General features: G+C 65.8%; 14 protein-coding genes. 5 read left to right on the plus strand and 9 right to left on the minus strand.

The annotated features are described in order from the left end of the window. The 8 genes from LZC95_13845 to amrB all read right to left on the minus strand — a co-directional run bounded on the left by LZC95_13845 (nucleotide 1) and on the right by amrB (nucleotide 10,472). Entirely contained in the window at nucleotides 1-3,084 is a 3,084-nt protein-coding gene (locus LZC95_13845) for a discoidin domain-containing protein (GenBank protein ID WXA97910.1), read from the minus strand. Between the two features lie 93 nt (nucleotides 3,085-3,177). Continuing rightward, nucleotides 3,178-3,804, minus strand: a complete 627-nt coding sequence (locus LZC95_13850; GenBank protein WXA97911.1) for a hypothetical protein — start codon at nucleotides 3,802-3,804, stop codon at nucleotides 3,178-3,180. Between the two features lie 121 nt (nucleotides 3,805-3,925). After that, the gene (locus tag LZC95_13855) at nucleotides 3,926-4,567 is read right to left on the minus strand and encodes a LysE family translocator (protein ID WXA97912.1); all 642 of its coding nucleotides are present in this window, start codon (nucleotides 4,565-4,567) and stop codon (nucleotides 3,926-3,928) included. 111 nt (nucleotides 4,568-4,678) lie between these two features. Beyond that, nucleotides 4,679-5,377 (minus strand): hypothetical protein, encoded by a 699-nt coding sequence (locus LZC95_13860; protein WXA97913.1) that lies wholly within the window; start codon nucleotides 5,375-5,377, stop codon nucleotides 4,679-4,681. Between the two features lie 352 nt (nucleotides 5,378-5,729). Next, on the minus strand, nucleotides 5,730-6,380 hold the full coding sequence (locus LZC95_13865) for a hypothetical protein (protein WXA97914.1): 651 nt from the start codon (nucleotides 6,378-6,380) through the stop codon (nucleotides 5,730-5,732). 13 nt (nucleotides 6,381-6,393) lie between these two features. Continuing rightward, nucleotides 6,394-7,092, minus strand: coding sequence for a winged helix-turn-helix domain-containing protein (locus LZC95_13870; protein ID WXA97915.1), 699 nt, complete (start codon nucleotides 7,090-7,092; stop codon nucleotides 6,394-6,396). A 53-nt stretch (nucleotides 7,093-7,145) separates the two neighbouring features. Further along, on the minus strand, nucleotides 7,146-9,140 hold the full coding sequence (locus LZC95_13875) for a pyrroloquinoline quinone-dependent dehydrogenase (protein ID WXA97916.1): 1,995 nt from the start codon (nucleotides 9,138-9,140) through the stop codon (nucleotides 7,146-7,148). Nucleotides 9,141-9,164: 24 nt separating this feature from the next. Beyond that, nucleotides 9,165-10,472, minus strand: coding sequence for an AmmeMemoRadiSam system protein B (amrB, locus tag LZC95_13880; protein WXA97917.1), 1,308 nt, complete (start codon nucleotides 10,470-10,472; stop codon nucleotides 9,165-9,167). A 163-nt stretch (nucleotides 10,473-10,635) separates the two neighbouring features. Between amrB and LZC95_13885 the strand changes: the two genes are divergently transcribed. From LZC95_13885 to mgtE, 3 genes are read left to right on the plus strand one after another with little or no spacing between them, the layout of a single operon-like run. After that, nucleotides 10,636-12,789 (plus strand): sulfatase-like hydrolase/transferase, encoded by a 2,154-nt coding sequence (locus LZC95_13885; protein ID WXA97918.1) that lies wholly within the window; start codon nucleotides 10,636-10,638, stop codon nucleotides 12,787-12,789. After that, on the plus strand, nucleotides 12,786-15,458 hold the full coding sequence (locus LZC95_13890) for a sulfatase-like hydrolase/transferase (protein WXA97919.1): 2,673 nt from the start codon (nucleotides 12,786-12,788) through the stop codon (nucleotides 15,456-15,458). The genes LZC95_13885 and LZC95_13890 overlap by 4 nt, the downstream gene beginning before the upstream one ends. Nucleotides 15,459-15,501: 43 nt before the next feature. Next, a complete protein-coding gene (gene mgtE / locus LZC95_13895) occupies nucleotides 15,502-16,905 on the plus strand; it encodes a magnesium transporter (GenBank protein ID WXA97920.1) in 1,404 nt (467 codons plus the stop codon). Between the two features lie 149 nt (nucleotides 16,906-17,054). Here mgtE and LZC95_13900 read toward each other — a convergent pair whose 3' ends face one another. Next, the gene (locus tag LZC95_13900; GenBank protein WXA97921.1) at nucleotides 17,055-17,660 is read right to left on the minus strand and encodes an N-acetyltransferase; all 606 of its coding nucleotides are present in this window, start codon (nucleotides 17,658-17,660) and stop codon (nucleotides 17,055-17,057) included. Between the two features lie 27 nt (nucleotides 17,661-17,687). On the opposite strand from LZC95_13900, the gene LZC95_13905 reads away from it, so the two are divergent. Both LZC95_13905 and purM read left to right on the plus strand, forming a co-directional pair. Continuing rightward, nucleotides 17,688-18,800, plus strand: coding sequence for a hypothetical protein (locus LZC95_13905; protein ID WXA97922.1), 1,113 nt, complete (start codon nucleotides 17,688-17,690; stop codon nucleotides 18,798-18,800). Between the two features lie 48 nt (nucleotides 18,801-18,848). Further along, nucleotides 18,849-19,949 (plus strand): phosphoribosylformylglycinamidine cyclo-ligase, encoded by a 1,101-nt coding sequence (gene purM / locus LZC95_13910; protein WXA97923.1) that lies wholly within the window; start codon nucleotides 18,849-18,851, stop codon nucleotides 19,947-19,949. Nucleotides 19,950-19,951 lie beyond the last annotated feature (2 nt).

The raw sequence follows: 19,951 nt of genomic DNA on the forward strand, positions 1-19,951 counted from the left end.
CTACCAGCTTTGAAGGCCCGCGCCGTATGGAAAAAGCGGATTCCCATACGTGCTCGGCACCGTTTGCCCGGCGTTGATTCGCGTGCGAATGTCCGTCCGCTCGGCGGCGGTGGCGCCAAGATCGTAGGGTAGATCCCAGCCCTCGTTCGCGTCGGCCAGCACGTCCGTACCTCCGGGCTTCAGCACTTGATCGAGGCTGCGAGGAAGTTGCCAAGGCAGCTTTCCGCGAGGCGTGTAATCGCCGAAGAGAAGGCTGGCGGCGGCCGGCCCCATTTCTTCACCGCCGCGGTAGGTGACGACGATGGCACTGGCCAGACCTTGCCAGTCGGTAATGACGTAAGGGCGGGGGAGGACCAGAAGAACGATCACCGGGATCCCTTGATTTCGGAAATTCTGGATGATCGACAATTGATCTGCCGGCAGATACGGCTGCTCTTTCACCCAATTCGTGGCGTGCGTGTACGAGGCCTCCCCCACGGCCACCACGGCCAACTTTGGCGCTGGGCCGGTGTCCTGATACACATTCACACCGGCGCGTGTGGCGCGGGCCTTGATGGCGTCGAAAATCGTCAGCGACCCATATTCCTGGTGGAAATAGCTCGTCCAAATGCAGCAAGCACTCCCGTCCGTGGCACGCGGGCCGGCCACGACGATGTTGTCGCCTGCCGCTAGACGCAGCGGGAGCACCCCGTCGTTCTTGAGCAGCGTCATGGCCTCGCGCGAGGCCCGATTGGCCAATTCCGCGTACGCGGGGGTATGGATCCGGTAAGGGCCATTCACGGGATCGCCATACGGATTCTCGAATAGGCCCATTTTGAACTTCAGCCGCAGCACGCGTCGTACCGCATCGTCGATTCGGGTCATCGGCACCCCCGCGAGGAATGTCGCGATCGAATACCCCGGTGCCCCGGGATCGGCGCCGCCCATGACGTCGGAGCCTGCATTGGCCGCGCTCACCCATGCGCCGGACGGGAGCCAGTCCGTCGTGATGAGTCCCGTGTAGCCCAAGTTCTGCCGCAGGTACGCCAGAATGGGCGCGCTGTTGCCGGCACCCGGTCCACCGGGATCGAGGTACGAGCTGCCGGCGTATCCCGGCATGATGTTCACCGCGCCCGCCTCGATGGCGGCCCGGAATGGAATCATATGGTACTTGATCGTCACGGCGTCGTACGTGATCAGCGCCTCGCCGCCCGCGCCCTCGCCGGGCCAATGCTTCACCGTCGCGAGCACCGATCGCGGATTCAACTCCGGCCCGCCCTGAAGCCCCGCCACCAAGGCGCGGACTTGCGCCGCCGCCACATCGGCATTTTCGCCATTGCCCTCCTGGATGCGCGGGTAAATCACCTTCGTTCCCACCTCGGCGAGCGGCCCGAGGATTCCGCGCGTTCCCACCTCCAGCTCCTCGCGGCGCTGCATGTCGCCGAGCGCGTAATCCAAAGGATAATCGCGCGCCGCCGCCAATGCGCTCTGCGTCGGATACGTCGTTTGATATCCATGAATGGTATCGCCCGCCGAGATGAACGGAATACCGAGCCGCGTGCCCGAAGACGCCAGCAGATACCCGTGGAGATCCTGCGCTTGCGCCGGGCCAAAATGCCAGCCTGCCCGCGGAAACGCTTGCGCATTGTAAAACATTTGAAATGCCTTCTCCTCGGCGGTCATTCGGCCCAAGAGATCGCTCACCCGCGTTTCGACGGGCAGACGCCAGTCTTCGTAGGGCTGAATGGCGCCGTCTTTGTTGAGATCACGGCAGCCATTGACGATGGGCACACCGTCCGCCACCGTGCTCACGGTGGGGAGGTACACGCTGAACGTGCGAAGGTTCGATGCCTGCCTGGCGCCGCCCCCGTCCACCGAGACGATGAACCATTGGTACGTCCACCGGTCCGGCAAATCCCATGTTGGCGTGTAGCTCGTGCCCGTGGGTTCGGCCACCTTCGTGTACCAGTCGAGCAACCGCCCGGGGGCTGCAAAGTCGTAATCCGTTCGGCTGACATTGAGCCACACTTCGTAGCGCACGGCGCCGGGCACACTCGCCCACGAGAGTGCAGGCCGCCGCGTGGTCGTGATCATCGCACCATCCACAGGGGCCGAAAGTACAAATTGTCCGAGTGTGCCCGGAGCGCGCGTGGGGCCGGACAGCATGGGCGGTGTGCTGCTCGAGGTGTCGACGGTTCCGTACACCTCGAACTCCCAAAGTGAATACCCATAGCCGGAAGCGCGTGCGGTGCCGAGCATTCGAACGTAGCGACCGGTGCCGCTCACCGCGAGGTTTTCGATGCCGCCTTTTCCGGTGGTCGTCGTGTAAATGGGATTCCACGTCGACGCGTCGTTGGAGACCTCGATGCGGTAGCCCGTGGCGTACGCCGTCTCCCAGTTCAACGTGACACCGGTGATGGTCGCGTTGCCGCCGAGGTCCACGTAAATCCATTGCGGATCGCTGAATTGGCTGCTCCAGCGGGTGTTCGTCCGCCCATCGAGCGCGGCCCCCGGCGCGTTGCCGCCCTCCCACGACGAGGCCACCACGGGCCGGAACTGCGAAATCAGGGATCCCGTGCCACCGCCGCTGCCCGTGAACACTTGGAAATCCCAAAGGGAGTACCCATAGCCGGTGGCCCTCGCCGTGCCGTACATCCGCACATAACGGCCATTCCCGCTCACGGTCAAAACTTCCGTCCCCCCCGCACCGGTCGTCGTGCTGTAGATGGTATTCCAATTCGATCCATCCGATGAGGTTTGGATCTGGTAGGCGCGGGCATAAGCCGCTTCCCAATTCAATTGAATCCCGCAAATCGATTGATTCGAGCCCAAATCCACTTGCAGCCACTGTGGGTCGCTGAAGGCACTGGACCAGCGCGTTCCCGCATTTCCATCGGTGGCCGCGCCCGCGATGAATGCATCGTTCTCTTGCGACGACGCGGTCGTCGGCCGACTCAATGCCGCATTGGTCGTGCCGCAGGCCGCGAGCTCCTTGGTTTCCGTCGCGACCTCCGACGGCTCATCCTGCGCACATTGAAGAATGGTACCGATGCACAAAACCGTGACCAGCAGGGCAGCACCACGCGCGAAGAATCGCTTCCACATAAGACGCCTCCTTGAGCTTGGACGACGAATGGCGAGCAATCGATGACGCTCGTCATTGTTAAAGTCAAGGGGCGCCGTGTACTTACTCGAACGTCAACCGCGTAGATCCTCACCCACGACCGCGCGATCGGCGATGCCCAGATGTTCCTCGATGGCCTGCTCCATGAAACACGCTGCGTGGGCGTCGAGATCGGTGGCCAATGCGATGCGCTGGCCATCTTCGAGCAACGCGTAAAGGGTGTGCGCGTGCATCACATAGAGCTGCGCCACGACGTCCGCTCGAATCTGAAAAATCGTCGTACCCCGAAGGACGAGGGGACCTCGTTCCACGCGGATTTCGCTGCGGGAAACGCATAGGCGCGTCGTCCGGAAGGCTCGAACGAGCAGAGCGTAGGCGTTGAGCGCGAATGCGCCGGCCAGGCCGAGGGCGATCGGCCATAGCAAGGCGCTCACCGGACGCCAGATGCGCATGAGGCCCATGACGCATGCCAGAAGGCCGCCAAAAGATACCGAGCCAAGAGCGGGCCACCGTGCGCGCTCTCGGTAGAGCAATTCGAGCACGGGGCCGTCGGGGGATGTGTCGGTGCGGGTCGTCACACTCTGCGGGGAGGAAATCCAGAGGCGCGCCCGCTCTACTTTCCCGAGCGCCATGTTTCGCACGTGTTGTCCGAAATCGAAGGGCGCGTGGCACGTGGGGCAGGTCCCCGTGATTCGATCCACGAGCTTCCACGGAAGCGTCCCACCACAGGCCTCGCAGGGCGGGCCGGCGCTCGTGTCCCTATCTCGAAAGGGCGAATCCGTCACCCCTTAACGCGAACCATGAATCGTCCGTCGGGGCAAGTCACCGTTTCTCGACGGCAAGGCGGATCCCCAATCCAATGAAAATTCCTCCGGCGGCGACATCGAGCGCCCGTTGCACGGCACGCCGGCGGCGTAGCCAGGCACCGATGCGGCCCGCCAGAACGCCTACGGTGCCATCGACGAGAAACTCGAAGGCCACCAAGATGACGCCGAGAACGGCGAATTGCGCCCACACGTGCCCCAAGTTGGGATTCACGAATTGTGGCAGCAAGGCCACCGTGAAGGTGACCATCTTGGGATTGAGCAGGTTCGTCATGAGCCCGCGCACGAAATACGCCTGCGCTCGTACGGGGGCCAGCGCCGGCGCAGATAAGGCCTCGATATCGAAGTTGCTTCGGTTTCGGATGCTTTGAATGCCCAAATACACGAGGTAGGCGGCTCCAATGAGTCGCACCACGGTGAAGGCCGTCGGAACGGCGGCGAACAATGCCGAGAGGCCCGCGGCGGCCAACGCCACGTGGATCGCTTCGCTGGTGGCGACGCCGCACGTGGCCAGCAACCCGGCGCGCGGCCCGCCGCGGATGCCGCAACCCAGGACGAAGAACATATCGGGACCGGGGACGATCATGGCCACGGCGGTGGTCACGACGAAGGCTGCCAAGAGGTGCGGATCGAGAATCATGGCTCTGAACCGCAGGCCATAGGGAAGGGCGCCTGGTCCGTCAATCGGCCAATCCGTCGACGGCCATAGAGCCACGCTCGGCCATCGAGGCGCCGACGAATGGCACGCGAGCTATTTCTTGCAGCGCACTTCCTGCGGGGCATCCTCTTCCAGCACGGAGCCCGTATAGAGCGCCACGCTGCCGCCGGTCTCCGCGTCCGAGCGCCATGCCGGGCAGGTGTACTTCACCGTGACGGCCGTGCCCGAGAGGGTGCCCGCGGCCAGCGCGTCGCCGTAGACGCAGGGCATGGCGCCGAGGGCGCGGCTCGATTCGCAAACGCGATAGACCTGCGGGCGGGCGCCATCGGCGACGTCGCATTGGAGCTCGACGACGCTGCCGGGATCGCAGGCCATTGGTTCGCCTTGTCGCTTCAATCCGCAATTGCGCTTCGCCCCGAGCTGTCCGCGTGTGCACGGCGCGTCGACCAAGCCGCCAGCCTGCGGAATATCCATCTTCGTCCGCACGGCATTGTTGGCATTCGCATCGGCGAAGGCATCGCACGCGATGCGCTCCTCGGTTTCGCCCTTTTCGTTCTTGAACTCGGTGGGCTCGTAAAGGAACCTGCCTCGCGGATCCCGCCGCGGGACGCCCTCGCAAATGAACCGATCGGGATTGACGTCGAACGCGAGCTCCGCCTGGCTCCGGGGCCCCGCGACCGGCGTAATGTCGATCCATTGGCAGTCGAGCCCTGCGATGTAATCATCGCCCCATCCCGCCGCGATACCTTGGTATTGGCAATTGTACGGGTGGACCAACGAGATCGTGTCCATCGACGGTGCCCCGCGCCGGCGTGCCCAGCTCGATTTTCCATTGGGAAGCTGGCGGCAAAGGAAGCTGTCCGCGGCCCTCGTAATACGTATTTCGTAAGCCGATACAGGGTCGTCTCCACCTGACGGCGGGCCCGCTCCTGCCAAAACGCCGATGGCTTGCCCACGAATCCGCCGGCGGCGCGTTCGCGCTGATCGGCGGGCACCTCGTCCAGCAGCACACCGGCCCGTCCGGTCATGCGGACCGACACCAGCGCACCCGGCTCCGACGGCGACGGATCACTGCTGCAGGCGAGTGGAAAGAACGAAGCGAGCGCGAAGACCCCCATGCAACGACGCATGGGCCGATTTGTAATCAAATGCGCGTCAAAAGTCTCATGGCCATTTGGACGTCCGTCACGTCTTCCGCGACAGGGCGAGCCGACAGGAGCTCGGCAAAACGTGGCGCGTCCTTGGGCAGCGGGCGACCGTGATCCTCGTCGAAGGCCACCACGATGCGGTGGGAAAGCCCGAACGCCGCGAACCGGCTCGTCAAAGCAGCGGCACCGAAGCAGAGGGAATACTCCAGCAGTGGTCGCACGTCGCTCGGCGCCCGTCCTGCGGCCTTCACGATGGCATCGAGCGCATCACTTCGGAGGAAGTGACGTTCCGGTGTCCAGGGATCGCGCATGAAGTCGTTGGCCTCGCGCCCGTGGCTGTTGATGGCCGCCACGTGGTACCCGGCGTAGCCTCCGCTCCCGTCGTCGATGCCATCGAAGAGACCAAAGATCAGCGTGTCCAGCTGACGATCCGCCCGCCGTGCGACGTCACGTACGGCGCGCGAAAGCTTGGCCGCGTCTTCGTCCAAATCGAGCGTCGTCAGCGGCTCGATCCATTTGGCGCCGACCCGCCGCCGTTCCCGCACGCAGATGGCCCGCCATCCCAATGTGGCGGAGCGCGCGCTCTGCGCGACGGCCACCACGTCGATGAGGGCGGCACGGTAATCGATGGGGGGCGGGCGATCCATGAAGCGCCCTACGTTACAAGACGTCGTTCGGCAATGCGAGCTGGCGCGCGAGCTCGCGCCGGCCTTTCGCGGTGACGCGCACCGCGCGGCCTTCGCCCCGGCGTGCGATCCACTCCATGGTGAAAAGATGGCGCGTGAGAAGCGCACCGAGCGGCCCGCCGAGGTGATGACGGCGCTCCGTCCAATCGAGGCAAAATTTGCCGGGTGGCCAGCGCGAGGCCGAGAGCCCGCAGCCTTCGAACCATGCGATGCCTCGCTTGGTGAGGGAGAACGCACCGTCGCGCACGCGCAGAAAGCGCGCGTGCTCGATGGCGCCGAGCCACGCGACACCGAGGCGTCCCGCGAGGTGGTGGTAACACATGCGCGCTTGCGTGAGCTCGACCCGCGCGGGGCTCTGGGGAACGCGCGCAGGCTTCGGCGGATTCAGCAGCGCCACGGCCTCGAGGGCCTCGGCCACGTCTTCACCCGCCAAGCGAAAGTACCGGTGGCGCCCCAAGGGCTCCACGCGAAGAAGGCCGCCATCGACGAGCCGCTGCAGGTGAAAGCTCGCCGTCTGCGGCGTGATCCCCGCGAGCTGCGCCAGCTCGGTGGCCGGCCGCGCGCGATCGTCCATCAGCGAGAGGAGCATGGTCACCCGCGAGGGATCGCTGACGAGCTCACCGAAGTTCGCGATGTCGAAGCGCGAGGTCAGGAGGATCGGTTCGTGGGACACGCGATGCAGTATAGCGCCGCGTCCTCACGGACACTTCGATGGCCATCGAAACGTCAGGGGAGCGCGAACGCCACCAGATAGTCGCCCGGCGGGCGCGAGAGGTACGTGCTGCCGCCCGCCGCGATCACGACGAACTGCTTGCCGCTCGGCGCGCGGTACGTCATGGGCGTGGCCTGTCCACCGGCGGGAAGATCGGCGCGCCATAGCTCTTTGCCTGTCTCGATGTCGAAGATGCGAATGCGATCGTCCATCGTGCCCGCCACGATGACCAGGCCGCCGTCCGTGACGATGGGCCCGCCCAGCAGCATGGAGCCCCATCTTTCGGAGCCGGGAATCAACTTGGCCTCCGCGAATTGCCCAATGGGCACATCCCAGCGGATGCCGCCGGAGGCGAGATCCACCGCCACCAATTTGCCCCACGGCGGCGGGGTGCACGGAAATCCGATTTCGAGCCCCCTCGGAACGCGCCGCCCGACTTTGTACGGCGTTCCAACTTGCTCGTAGATCATTTCCCCGGGCAGCGGAATGTACAATTCGTTGCGTGGAATCACCCGCACGATGTCGGCCACGCGGTTGACGCTCGTAATCAGCAATCCGCGCGCTTCGTCGACGGCCATGCCGCCCCAATGGGCACCGCCGATGGGGCCGGGAAATTGAATCGAGCTGCCGCGGCTCGCCGGTGTGAACAGACCTTCGGAGCGCGCATTGGCCAAGAGCCCGCGGCAATATTGGCGGTCCAGCAAGGTGAGGCCGAACGCGTCGTCCGGTGAGATATGCGTATCGCCCACCAGGTTCGGTGTGACGCTCGGAAAGGGCTGCGTCGGCGATGCCGCCTCCCCGGGAACGTCGCTCGCGGGCACCGGTCGTTCTTCCACGGGAAAAATGGGAGTCCCGGTATCGCGATTCAGGAAGAATAGATGCCCCGGTTTCGTTGCCACGGCAACGGCCTGGATCGCGCCGCCATCATGCGGAATCGTGGTCAGCAAGGGCGGGGAGGCAATGTCGTAATCCCATATATCGTGGTGAACGACTTGGTACGCCCAGACGAGGGCCCCCGTCGAGGCACGCAGCGCGACCAGCGAATTGGCATGCGGGCCCGGGCCCTTGCGCAATCCACCGTAATAATCGGGGGCAGGGGAGCTCGTGGGCAAGAAGACCAAGTCGCGCTCCGCATCCACGGCCATGAGGCTCCACACGTTGCCTGCGCCCGCGCGCGCCACCTCCTCGGGTGACCACGCCTCGTAGCCCGGCTCGGACGGCGTGCGCGGAATGGGATCCCACCGCCACCTCTCCGCGCCCGTGCGTGCGTCGAAGGCACGCACGACGCCGCTCGGTACATCCACCCCGGTGCCATCGAGCACGATCGAGCCCACCACGACGACGCCGTTGACGATGGCCGGCGGCGAGGTCACCCCGTAACGACCCGGCGTAACGTTCGCGAGCCCCGTCGTGAGATCGGCACTGCCGTTCTGCCCGAATCCCGTGCACCGCGCCCCGGTCATCGCGTCGAGGGCGATGAGCCGCGCATCGAGGGTGCCCAGGAAAATGCGCCGTTTGCACGGGGACGAATCCGGCGCGGCCGCGTCCTCCCAGGCCGAAACGCCGCGCGACGTGAGCCCGGTGGGGCGCGGCACCGTGATGTCGACCCCCGGATCGAAGGTCCAACGCGGCTTTCCACTTTCCGGATCGAGGGCCAGCACGCGATTGAAGCCCGTGCTTACATAAAGCGTATTCCAGAGGTAAATCGGTGTTGCCTGGAAGGTGCTTTTGTTCGGCTGGAAGATCCCTTGCGCGAGATCTCCCGTGCGGTACGTCCATGCCGGCTGCAAACGCGCCGCGTTACTTCGATCAATCTGCGCCAGCGGCGAATGACGCGCCCCGCCGGGATCGCGCCCATAGCCGGGCCACTCGCCTTCCGCTACGAGCGATGCTTCATGCTTGGAAATCGCATCTTCCGGCGATTCCAGCGAAGCCTCCCTGCAGCTCGATCCCACCCCGAGCGCGACCGCGCCCATGCAAAGCGTGCACGCCATATTCCGAAAGGTCATAGGAATACGGCGTTACTACCTTTATTATTCGAAGAACGCTACGCCCGCGTGGCTGACAATCGAGCCATCTTCCTTGTCGACGGTTTGTTCGTAGTGCAAGAGCTGCCCGTACGCCGAGCCGTTGCCATGGCCATTGCCATTCCTGGTGGCCGCGCCGGCGGCGTGTTTGCCATTGGTGCGCGTCTTCGCGTGGCCATTCGTGCTTCGCACCTTGGCCTTGAGCGAGGCCGTCCTCGCGGGGAGAGACTTGAGCAGCGCGTAAATCGGTGCGAGTCCGCACACGCGGCGCGTATCGAGATCGCGCGCCACGTCTTGCCAAAAGGCGCCAGGATCGCGGTCGAGGGCCCGCGACAACGATTCGCGATCGACCTTTTCCAATTGGGCACGTTCGCGGTCGTTCATGGGCGATGCATCGCCGAACCTCGGCCCCACGTGCGCAAGGTCCGCCCCCGCAATGAGCACCACCCGGCCCGGCCGACTCTCGACGAGGTTGCGCACCCCATCGAGAAAAGCCTCCACGTGCGTGTCCTCGGAGGGATCGCCCCCATTGGCTTGATGTTCTCCCAACCCTGCGAGAATGGGCACGATGCGCATCGGCTTGTCGCCGAGCAGGTGCTTCAAAAAGACAACCTGGAACTCCAGCGAGTGTTCTCGCTTGTGGTTGAACTGATCGGCATAAGGATCGAATCGGGCGGCGCCGGCCAATTGATCGATGGCCTCGAAGTCCGCCGAAACGGTGCCCAGCGGCGTGTCGAACGACTTGCGACAGAGCGCGAACGGCTCGCGCATCGGCGCGTGCGATGTGCCAAAGACGATGAACGTGTCCGCTTCCGGCGGCAGCCGCGACGCCAATGCGGAGTAGGCATGCCCATACCCCACCGCGCCGCGCCACGGATCGATGTGCGGGGCCACCAAGCCGACGATGCTTCGACCGTGACCATCGAGATCGTTCAGCTTGGCGCGGCCCAAGCATTTCTCGTCGAGGTACTTGCGCAGATCCTCGGCCTCGCCCAAGTACGCACCGCCCGCATGGGCTGCCTTGCGCACCGGCGCCGTCGCGAAGTCACGCTCGATGTTCGCTCGAGCTCGGTGATAGGTTGGGCTATCCAGAAAAAGCGCTTCGTCGAGCTCATCCGCGAGCTTCCGAACGAGCTCGACGGGGATATGCACCCCGGCCTCGGCTGACGCATCGCGTGCAATGTGCTCGTACGCGTGTTCCCCGGTAAATCGCGCCACCACGGGCACCAGCGCGGGCGGAATGCACGCATGTCCGGTGGCAATTCCATGCGTGTCGCGGAGGACTAGAACCCGTCCATGACGCGGATCGGGCACAACGAGTGTTTCAACGGACCGTAGGCGCGGGTACTTGGGCAATGTTGGCCTTTTCGCTAAAGTCTAACGTTTCGTCGCAAGAGGTAGAATGCCATTAAGGTCCGTCCAGCGCCCCAGTCGTTCTAGCGTTTTGCGCGGACTGAAGGACCTCCTTCTTTCTCCGATGATCACCGGGGCCGCGTACGTTTCCGCGCTCGCCATGTGGGCGGGCCAGGCGGAGGAGAGCGGCCCTCGCGTGCGAGAGTTGCGCACCTTCATCATGGGGCACTTCGGGCCGGATCTTTACCGGTTCGCTGTTGCCATTCTCGCGGTCTCCGTGGTCATGGGCGCACTGCTCGGCCTCGTGGCCCGCTTCCTCGTGGCGTGCCGCGACCGCATGGCCCGGCGTCGCGTGCGCAGCCCGTACGGACTCGCCCTCGAGTCGTTCTGCGTCGTCGCCGCGTTGCACACGGCGTGGGTCGCATGGGCCATGGCACGGCGCCCTGCGTTGTACGCCAAGTCGTTTTACATCCAGGGCGGTCTGCGCCGCCTCGTCCAGATCGTGGTGTGCGACGTTCTGGGCCCCACAGGCGTGACGCTCATCGGGTTCGCGTTGCTGCTGGTGTACCTCGCGGGGCCACGCGCCCAGTGGTCGTTCTGGCCCGGCCGCCTGCGTCGCGCCATCGGCGTCCCCGGCGCCGCCTGCATCGCCGTCCTCGCGGGCTTTCTCTTTGGCCTAAGCCGTCCGCAGCCGCCCGAGCTCTCGTTTCCCGCCTCGCCTGCGCCCGCCTCGGGCCAGAAGCCCGTCAACATCCTGCTGCTCGCGGCGGATTCGCTGCGCGCTGATCGCTTCAACGCGCGGACGATGCCGTACATGACGCAGCTCGCCGAGCATGCGACGGTGTTCGAGAAGGCCTACGTCTCCGTGCCGAGGACCTTCCCGTCGTGGACCTCGTGGCTCACCGGGCGCAGCCCGCACCACCACGGCATCGTCACCATGTTTCCGCGCTGGGAAGATCGCGCGAAGGACTTCGACGCGGCGCCGAGCCGTTTTCGCCGCGCCGGCTACCGCACCATGGTCGTGACCGACTTCGTCGGCGACATCTTTTCCCGCATCGACCTGGGCTTCTCGGAGGTGGATGCGCCCGCCTTCGACGTGGTCGAGCTGCTCCGCGAGAGCATGACCCAGCGCGAAACGCCGCTCTTGCCGCTGCTGCACACGCGCATCGGCCGCCGGCTCCTGCCCATCATGCACGAGGTCAACCCGGCCGCCGATCCCGAGCTGCTCGTCGACGAGGTGCTCGAGACCATCGATCGCGGGCCGCGCGATCAGCCCTTTTTCATGACGGTGTTCTTCGGCACGTCGCACTTCCCGTACCCGGCGCCCGCACCGTTCCACAAGCGCTTCACGTCGCCCGACTACCGCGGTCCGTACAAATACAGCAAGCCCGTGGAGCTGGATCTCGGCGCCAAAGAGAACGACGAGGACATCGCGCAGATTCGCAACCTCTACGACGGTGCCGTGGCCAGCGTCGATCAGGCCTTTGCGCGCATCCTCGAGGAGCTGCGCAAACGCAACCTCGCCGAGCGCACCATCGTCGTTCTGCTCGGCGATCATGGCGAGCAGCTTTTCGAGTTCGGCCGCAACCACGGCCATGGCGATCACCTGTTCGGCGACAAGCAGACGCACGTGCCGCTGGTCATCTACGATCCGCGTGTCAATGTCGGCCGTCGCGTCTCGCGCATCGTGCGCGACGTCGACCTGGTCCCCACGCTCTACGAGCTCGCGAACCTGGCGCAGCCGCCCGTCTCCGAGCCCCTCGATGGACGTTCGCTCGCGCCCGCGCTCACCGGCGGCGACCTCGCCCCGACCTTGGCGTATTCGGAAACGGAAATATGGTTCTCGGAGGAGGTCTCCCCGCTCAGCGCGGACGGTCTGCGCATCCCGTACCCCGACGTCGAGCAAATCACCGAGGTCGACGACCTGCACCACAGCGAAATGGTGATGCGCAAGGAAATGATGCCCACCATCGTGGCCTCGAAACACCGCATGGCCCGTGACGAGCGCTTCAAGCTCGTGTACATGCCCACCCGCAAGGGTGCAAGGTACATGCTTTTCGACACGCTGGCGGATCCGGAGGAGCTCCACGACGTCTCTGCGGAGCATCCCGAGGAGACGGCCCGCCTCGGGGCCGAGCTGCGTGCGTACATCTTGCGCGATCCGAACCTGACGATGCGCAACGGCGTGGCGGTTCCCCGCGATGCCGTCAGCTCGGCGCGACCGGAGGTTTCCGGCTTGGCGGGAACGACGTTCCACGCGGCGGTGCTGCCGCCGTGAGCTCGCACCTCGCGTCGACCTGGCTGGGCGTGTTGCTCGTCGCCTCGGGCGTCGCCGTGGTGCACCGCTATGGTGGCCGTGCCGAGACGGTTCGTGTTCCACAGGCCGATGCCGTCGCCCCCTCCAAGGCGCCGCCCAAGCCGGTGACCGCGGCCGAGGCTTACCAGGCGCGCACCCGCTTCGTGTCCGCCCTCGGCGATGCCCGCCTCGACGTGCCCAACGCCAAGACCGGTCTCTCCATGCTGAAGCCGCACTGGCGCAAGATGGGGGTGCCCTTCGTGTCGCTGTCGGACGACGCGCGCAAGCTCGGCATGAGCATCGTGCTTCGCACCAGCGCGCGCGAGGAGGCCTGGAGCACGAAGACGCAAGGCGGCAGCACCTGGATGCCCAATGCGCGCGTCTGGAACATGAACGAGGGAAGCTTCGACCAGCGCGAGGGCATCTTTGCGCCGCCGCCGGCCACGCTCGGCTACCGCGTTCGCATCCCGCCGCACGCGGCCCTCTCGTTTTCCGCGGCCATGGTCAACCGTGCCATCGACGACGGCGTCTTCACCGTGACCCTCGTCGATGCCGGCGGCACCGAGCACGAGCTCTGTTCCAAGCGCGTCTCCGCGGCCGAGTCTTCCGTGTGGCACGACGTCACGTGTCCATTGGAGCCTTGGGTCGGCCACGACGTGGAGCTGCGGTTCAAAACGTCGTCGGCCCCCGCCGAAAAGCACACGAGGCTCGAAAAAACCGAGAACAACAACGACGACCTCGGTCCCGTGCTCGCGGCGAATCTCCCGCTCCTCGTTTGGGGCAATCCCACCTTGCTGGCCAAGGAGCTCACCAACGTCCCGTACAACGTCGTCTGGATCGTGGTCGATGCCCTGCGCCCCGACGTCATTCCAAGCTTCCACGACGATGCCGACGATGCGAAAAAACGAGCGGCGCCGTACCCGCCGCTCGATGCGCTGCTGCCGAAAATCGAAGGCCTCACCCCATCGCTCGATGCGCTTGCGCGCGCGGGCACGCGCTTCACGAATGCCCATTCCGCGGCCACATGGACCCGGCCGGGCACGCTGGCCATGCTCGTCGGCGCACGCGCCTCGGAGATCGGCGTCGAATCGCTGCACTTCGTGCTGCATGACAGCGACATCGAGCGCTACTACAGCAGCGAGCCGCCCCTCATCTCGCGCATCCTCGCCAAGAACGGTGTGCTCCCGCGCGCCTTCGTGAACAACTTTTTCATGGCCGGCTACGCCACCGCGGGCCTCGACATGGGCTTCGAGCGCGTGGCCGATCATCGCTACCATACGCGCGATACCGCCGAAATCACGCGCGATACGGTTTCGTTCATTCGCGATCATGCGAGCGAGCGCTTCTTCCTCTTTTGCAATTACAACTCGCCCCACTCGCCTTGGGAGCCTCCGCAGAAGTTTCTCGATCGCGTTCCGCCGCCGCCCGCAGGTCCCACCGACAAGCACGTGCGGCGCTACATGGCCGAGGCGGCGAAGGACGACGAGGCCATCGGCGATGTCGTGCGCGCCCTCGACGAGGCCCACCTGCGCGAGCGCACCCTCATCGTCGTAACCGCGGATCACGGTGAGACGCTTTCCACGGCGCACGATGGGGTGACCTCGCTCGACGAGCTTCCGGTGCGCTTCCACCATGCGGCCGGCAACTACGAGGAAACGGGCCGCATCCCCATCCTGGCTGTTCTCCCGGGGGTCATCCCTGCCAACAAAGCCGTCACCGAGCGCGTTCGCAGCATCGACATCGCCCCCACCGTCCTCGAGGTGCAAGGCCTCACGCCGCCCACGCGCATGTCCGGCCGGTCCCTCGTGCCCCTCATGGCGGGCACCAAAGAGGACGAGCGCGTCGTTCTCACGGAGGGACGTGCCACGCGCGGTCTCATGGTGGGTCGCTACCGACTCCTCGTGCGCGAGGGCAAGGCGCAGACGACACGCCTAGGTGACAAATCGGTGACCGTGAGCGACGAGCTGTTCGACCTGGAGGACGATCCGGGCGAGCGCCATGACATCGCACCTGCGCGCCCCGACATGGTGGCCGAAATGCGGGCCCGCCTCGCCGCCGCCGAGAAAAACGTCGCGGTGGCCGGCTCCGAGCCGGTATCGCGAAAAGAAGGCAAGGAGAGCCTCGTTCCCCTGCATTTGCGCTTCGTCGGCGGCGGCGGTGTGCATCGCGTGAATGGCACGCTGCAAGCGGCGGGGGGCGCGGCTGCATTCCGCGCGGAGCCCGTGGGGATTGCGCACGAGGTCATCAAGGTCGAAGGCCCTCGCGTCGAATTCGCCTTTTCCACGGTTCCCGACGGTGTCGTCGGTTTCGATTTACGCGTCGAACCGGCCGATGCGAAGGTCGCCTGGGATCTTTACCTCGACGATAGACCGTGGCCCGCCGATCGCTTCTTTGCAGGCCCGCTGGGCCTCTGGGAAGGCAGCCTGGAGCACGGAATCACCACCGACGAAGCGCGTTCGGCCATTGTGTCGAGTGCCTTGCCGGTCATCAACTTCACCAAAGATCTCGGCTTGTTCGTCACCTACTCCGGCGCGCGCAACGAAGGCGGTGGCGTCGGCGTGGCAGGCGCCAGCGCCGAGGAGATGAGCCGGGTACTTCGAGCGTGGGGATATGCGGCCCGCGCCGGTGGATCGGGGGCCCGCGCGAAGTAAGGGTTCTCGATTGGCTTCCATTCCGCTATAAGCGCGCCGCGTTATGCGGCTTGCGACCCTGCTCAGTCCTGACCTGAAGCAGCTCCTCAGGGAGGATCCGGACCAGGTGCGCGAATTGCTCGACGAGATCCACGCCGAGGACCTCGCCGACATCGTTTCGGAGCTGGAACCGGACGAGGCCGCGCAGCTTCTCGCGCGCCTGCCCGCCGACGAGGCCGCGCCCATCTTCGAGCGCCTCGACGAGACGGAGCAGGAGGAGCTCGCGGAGCTGATGGCGCCCGAGTCGGTCGCCCACATCGCCAGCGAGATGGAGCCCGACGATCGGGCCGACTTGTTCAGCGTCCTGCCCGACGCCATCGGCGACAAGATCCTCGAGACCCTCGAACGGGTCGACCCCGAGGCCGCCGAGGCTGTCCGCGAAATCGAGAAGTGGCCCGACACGAGCGCCGGCCACTTGATGACGACGAATTACGTCTACGTCCAGCCTTCGGTTCGCGTGGAGGAAGCCCTCCAGGCCGTGCGGGCGTACTCGATCGAGAACGAGAACATCCCGATTTACAACGTGTACGCGCTCACGCCGGACGACAAAGTCGTGGGCATCGCCTCGCTGCGCGATCTCATCGTGAACCCGGGCAAGGAGCTGTTGGAGAACGTGCTCCGCACGAACATCATCAGCGTGCCGCCGGACATGGACCAAGAGGAGGTCGCGCGCCGCATGGCGAAGTACGACCTCAACGCGATGCCGGTCATCGCGACGGATGGAACGCTCCTCGGGGTCATCACCATCGACGACGTCATCGACGTTCTCACCCAAGAGCAGACCGAAGACGTGCAAAAGCTCGGCGGTATCGAGCCTCTCGACGTGCCGTACTTCCAGACGCGCTTCGGCGAGTTCATTCGCAAGCGCGGCGGCTGGCTGGTCATTCTCTTCGTCGGCGAGTTTTTCACGCAGACGGCGCTGCGCTTTTACGATCCCGTTTTCCAGGTGCTGCAGGGCGCGAGCTACTACATCCCGCTGCTCATCTCCGCGGGTGGCAACTCCGGGTCGCAGTCGTCGACCCTCATCATCCGCGGTCTGGCCGTCGGCGAGATACGCGGGCGCGACTGGTGGCGGGTCCTGCTTCGCGAGCTCGCGATGGGCCTCGTGCTGGGCGCCATCCTCGGCGTCATCGGTTTCGCACGCGTCCTGATGTACCGCGATCAGTCGATGGCCTTCGCCTTCACCATTGCCGTGACCTTGGTCGGCATCGTCGTCACCGGCTGCACCATCGGCTCGATGCTTCCCTTGGTCCTGAAAAAGATCGGCCTCGACCCCGCCACGAGCTCCACGCCCTTCATCGCGAGCCTCGTCGACGTCGCCGGCATCGTCGTCTTCGTCCACGTCGCCCGCATCGTCATGGCCAACGTCCTCGCCGCCGGCATCCCCCACGGCTCCCCGGTGCCCTAGGGAAACCGCAGAAGCAGGAACCGCCAAGACGCCAAGGCCGCCAGGATCGCCAGCTGAACCAACACTGGGCCTTTTTTTTTGTTTTTTGGCCGGGTTCTCGAGCGGAAACGAATCAACAACAAAACAAAAACCCAGACACCAGATTCGGTTCAATCTGGCGATCCTGGCGACCTTTCTGGCGTCCTGGCGGTTTCCTTCTTCTGCGGGTTTGCGCACCGGGGGCACGAGAGGCGTTTGGGTCGGCGTTGGGCGCGAGACACCGTTTCGCCGCAGATGCAGGCCCAGCCGATGATGCGTGCGGGGACGCCGGCCATGATGGCGTGGGGGGGGACGTCGCGGGTGACGACGGCGCCGGCGGCGATGAGTGCGTGGTCGCCGATGCGCACGGGCGCGACCAAGGTCGCGTTGGCGCCGATGGTGGCGCCGCGGCCGACGTGGGTCTCGTCCCAGGTTTCGGCGGGGCCGGGGGCACGCGAAAAGGCCGCGCGCGGGTGGCGCACGTTGGTAAACGTCGCGGCCGGACCGACGAAGACGTCTTCCGCCAACGTCACCCCGGCCCACACGCTCGTGTGGCTCTGGATCCGGCAGCCCGCACCGATGCGTGCGCCGGCGGCCACGAAGCAAAAGGCCCCGACGACGGCGTCTTTGCCGATGAACGCGCCCGCTTGCACCACGGCGGTCGGGTACACTTTGGCGGGCTCACCGGAGCGGCGACGGGGCCTGGACGCAAGGGAGCTCCTTTTCCGTGTGGCCATCGACCGTTCCGCATATAAGCACGGGCGATGCTGTCCGCCGTCAAGAGCGTTACGTTCCTCGCGTCCATCGCGTTGCTGGCGTGCGCTGTGTCCGGCTGCAAAAAGCGGCAAAACGGCCCTGCCTACCAAGTCGAGGACCTTGCCGTGGGCGGGGCGCACGCCTGCGCCCTCATGCGCGACGGCTCCATGCGCTGCTGGGGCAAGAACGACCGCGGTCAACTCGCCGACGGCACCCACGACGACCGTCTCCGCCCCGTGCACGTCGAGTCCCCGGGCCACGTCTCGCAAATTTTCGCCGGCGCCAACACCACGTGCGTCCTGCTCGACGAGGGCGCGAGGGTCCGCTGCTGGGGCGGTCGCGAAGGACTTGCCGCCGCGGCCGAACACCTCCACGACGTCACCCAGCTTGCTCTCGGCCCCACCTTCGCGTGCGCGCTGCTCAAGTCCGCCGACGTCACCTGCTGGAAATCGGAGCACGGCGGCCCCAGGCCCGAACGCCAGGAAAATCTCCCGCCCATCTTCGCCATTGCGGCCGGCGCCAATCACCTTTGCGCCATCGTTCGCGAAGACGGCTCCGTACGCTGCTGGGGGAAAAATGAATCGGGGCAGCTCGGCGACGGCACCACCACCGACCGCGCCCAGCCCACGCCCGTTCCCAACCTCCGAGGTGTGATTCACATCGCCGCCGGCGACGCGCACACCTGCGCCACCCTCATCGATCGCACGGTCTCGTGTTGGGGCAAGAACGACCGTGGCCAGGTCGGCGACGGCACCCAAATCGATCGGCACGAGCCCACGCGCGTTGCGGGCCTCGAATCGGTGCGCGCCACCGCCTTGGGCGACGCCCACACGTGCGCGCGCCTCTACGATGGCTCCGTGCGTTGCTGGGGAAGCAACGACGCGGGACAGCAGAACAACGGCACGCACGAGCAACGCAACACGCCGGGCATGATTTCCGGCTTGTTCGACGTCCAGCAGATCGGGCTTGGTGCGGGCACGGTGTGCGTCCGCCTCGCGGGTGCAGGCGCCTTGGTGGGCCCTGCCAAGCCTGCGGTGCGGTGTTGGGGACGGAACGATTCCGGTCAGGCTGGCGACGGAAGCCGCTCAGAACGACCGGTCCCAGTTACGGTTCGCTGGTGAGGCTGATGAGATATGTTCAACTCGTTCAATGGTAAAGTGAGGTAACCCATGGCGATCACCTATCGAAAGGCGGGGGTCGACATCGATGCGGGCGACGAACTCGTCGAACGAATCAAGCCCCTTGCGCGCGCCACCCGCATCGCCGAAGTCCTCGAGGACGTCGGTGGCTTCGCGGGCATGTGCCGCCTTCCGTCGGGCCTGGAAGATCCAGTCCTGGTCAGCGGCACCGACGGCGTGGGGACCAAGTTGAAGGTCGCCTTCATGACCGGCGTGCACGACACCATCGGGTTCGACTTGGTCGGCATGTGCGTGAACGACGTCATCACCTGCGGCGCGCGCCCGCTCTTCTTCCTCGACTACTTCGGCACGGGAAAGCTCGACGTCGGGGTGGGGGAGGCCGTCGTGCGCGGCATCGCCAATGCCTGCAAAGAGGTGGGCTGCGCCCTTCTCGGCGGTGAGACCGCGGAGCTGCCGGGCATGTACGCCCACGGCGAGTACGATCTCGCGGGCTTCGCCGTGGGCGTCGTCTCGCGCAAGAACATCATCGACGGCAAACGCGTCGCCGCGGGCGACGTGGCCCTGGGCATCGCCTCCAGCGGCCTGCACTCCAACGGCTACTCCCTCGCGCGTCACGTGCTCCTCGAGACGATGCACCTCGGGCCCGACGACGCACCCGTCGGCCTCGCCGGCGCCACCGTTGCCGAGGCGCTGCTTCGCCCCACGCGACTGTACGCGCGCCATGTCGCCGCCCTCACGCAGGACGGCACCATCGATGTCCGCGCGATGAGCCACATCACCGGGGGCGGCCTCCCGGGCAACCTTCCGCGCGTCCTTCCCGATGGACTCGGCGTCAAAATCGAGGGTACCTGGCCGCGCCCGCCCATCTTCCAGCTGATCGCCGAGGGCGGGCCGGTGGAAGAAAAAGAAATGCGCCGCACCTTCAACCTGGGCATCGGCTTCGTGGTCATCGTTCCGCCGGAACATGCATCCCGCGCGATCGAGGTGCTCCGCGGTCAGGGCGAGGAGCCCTATACCCTCGGTCATGTCGTGCCCGTCGACCCCGAGACGCCGTTCGAAGACCGCGTTCTCTGGTCCCCCCACCCCCCGCCCTCCCCCCGGGGGGAGGGAGCTTCAGGGGCCGGAGCCTGAAC

This window comes from Sorangiineae bacterium MSr12523 (assembly GCA_037157775.1).
Taxonomy (GTDB): domain Bacteria; phylum Myxococcota_A; class Polyangia; order Polyangiales; family Polyangiaceae; genus Pendulispora; species Pendulispora brunnea.

Excerpts from the sequence above, each read along its gene's own strand:
- LZC95_13900 (WXA97921.1), bottom strand. The coding sequence starts at position 17,660 with ATGGCCACACGGAAAAGGAGCTCCCTTGCGTCCAGGCCCCGTCGCCGC.
- LZC95_13860 (WXA97913.1), bottom strand. The coding sequence starts at position 5,377 with ATGGACACGATCTCGTTGGTCCACCCGTACAATTGCCAATACCAAGGT.
- LZC95_13865 (WXA97914.1), bottom strand. The coding sequence starts at position 6,380 with ATGGATCGCCCGCCCCCCATCGATTACCGTGCCGCCCTCATCGACGTG.
- LZC95_13845 (WXA97910.1), bottom strand. The coding sequence starts at position 3,084 with ATGTGGAAGCGATTCTTCGCGCGTGGTGCTGCCCTGCTGGTCACGGTT.
- LZC95_13855 (WXA97912.1), bottom strand. The coding sequence starts at position 4,567 with ATGATTCTCGATCCGCACCTCTTGGCAGCCTTCGTCGTGACCACCGCC.
- LZC95_13885 (WXA97918.1), top strand. The coding sequence starts at position 10,636 with ATGATCACCGGGGCCGCGTACGTTTCCGCGCTCGCCATGTGGGCGGGC.
- LZC95_13875 (WXA97916.1), bottom strand. The coding sequence starts at position 9,140 with ATGACCTTTCGGAATATGGCGTGCACGCTTTGCATGGGCGCGGTCGCG.
- LZC95_13905 (WXA97922.1), top strand. The coding sequence starts at position 17,688 with ATGCTGTCCGCCGTCAAGAGCGTTACGTTCCTCGCGTCCATCGCGTTG.
- mgtE (WXA97920.1), top strand. The coding sequence starts at position 15,502 with ATGCGGCTTGCGACCCTGCTCAGTCCTGACCTGAAGCAGCTCCTCAGG.
- purM (WXA97923.1), top strand. The coding sequence starts at position 18,849 with ATGGCGATCACCTATCGAAAGGCGGGGGTCGACATCGATGCGGGCGAC.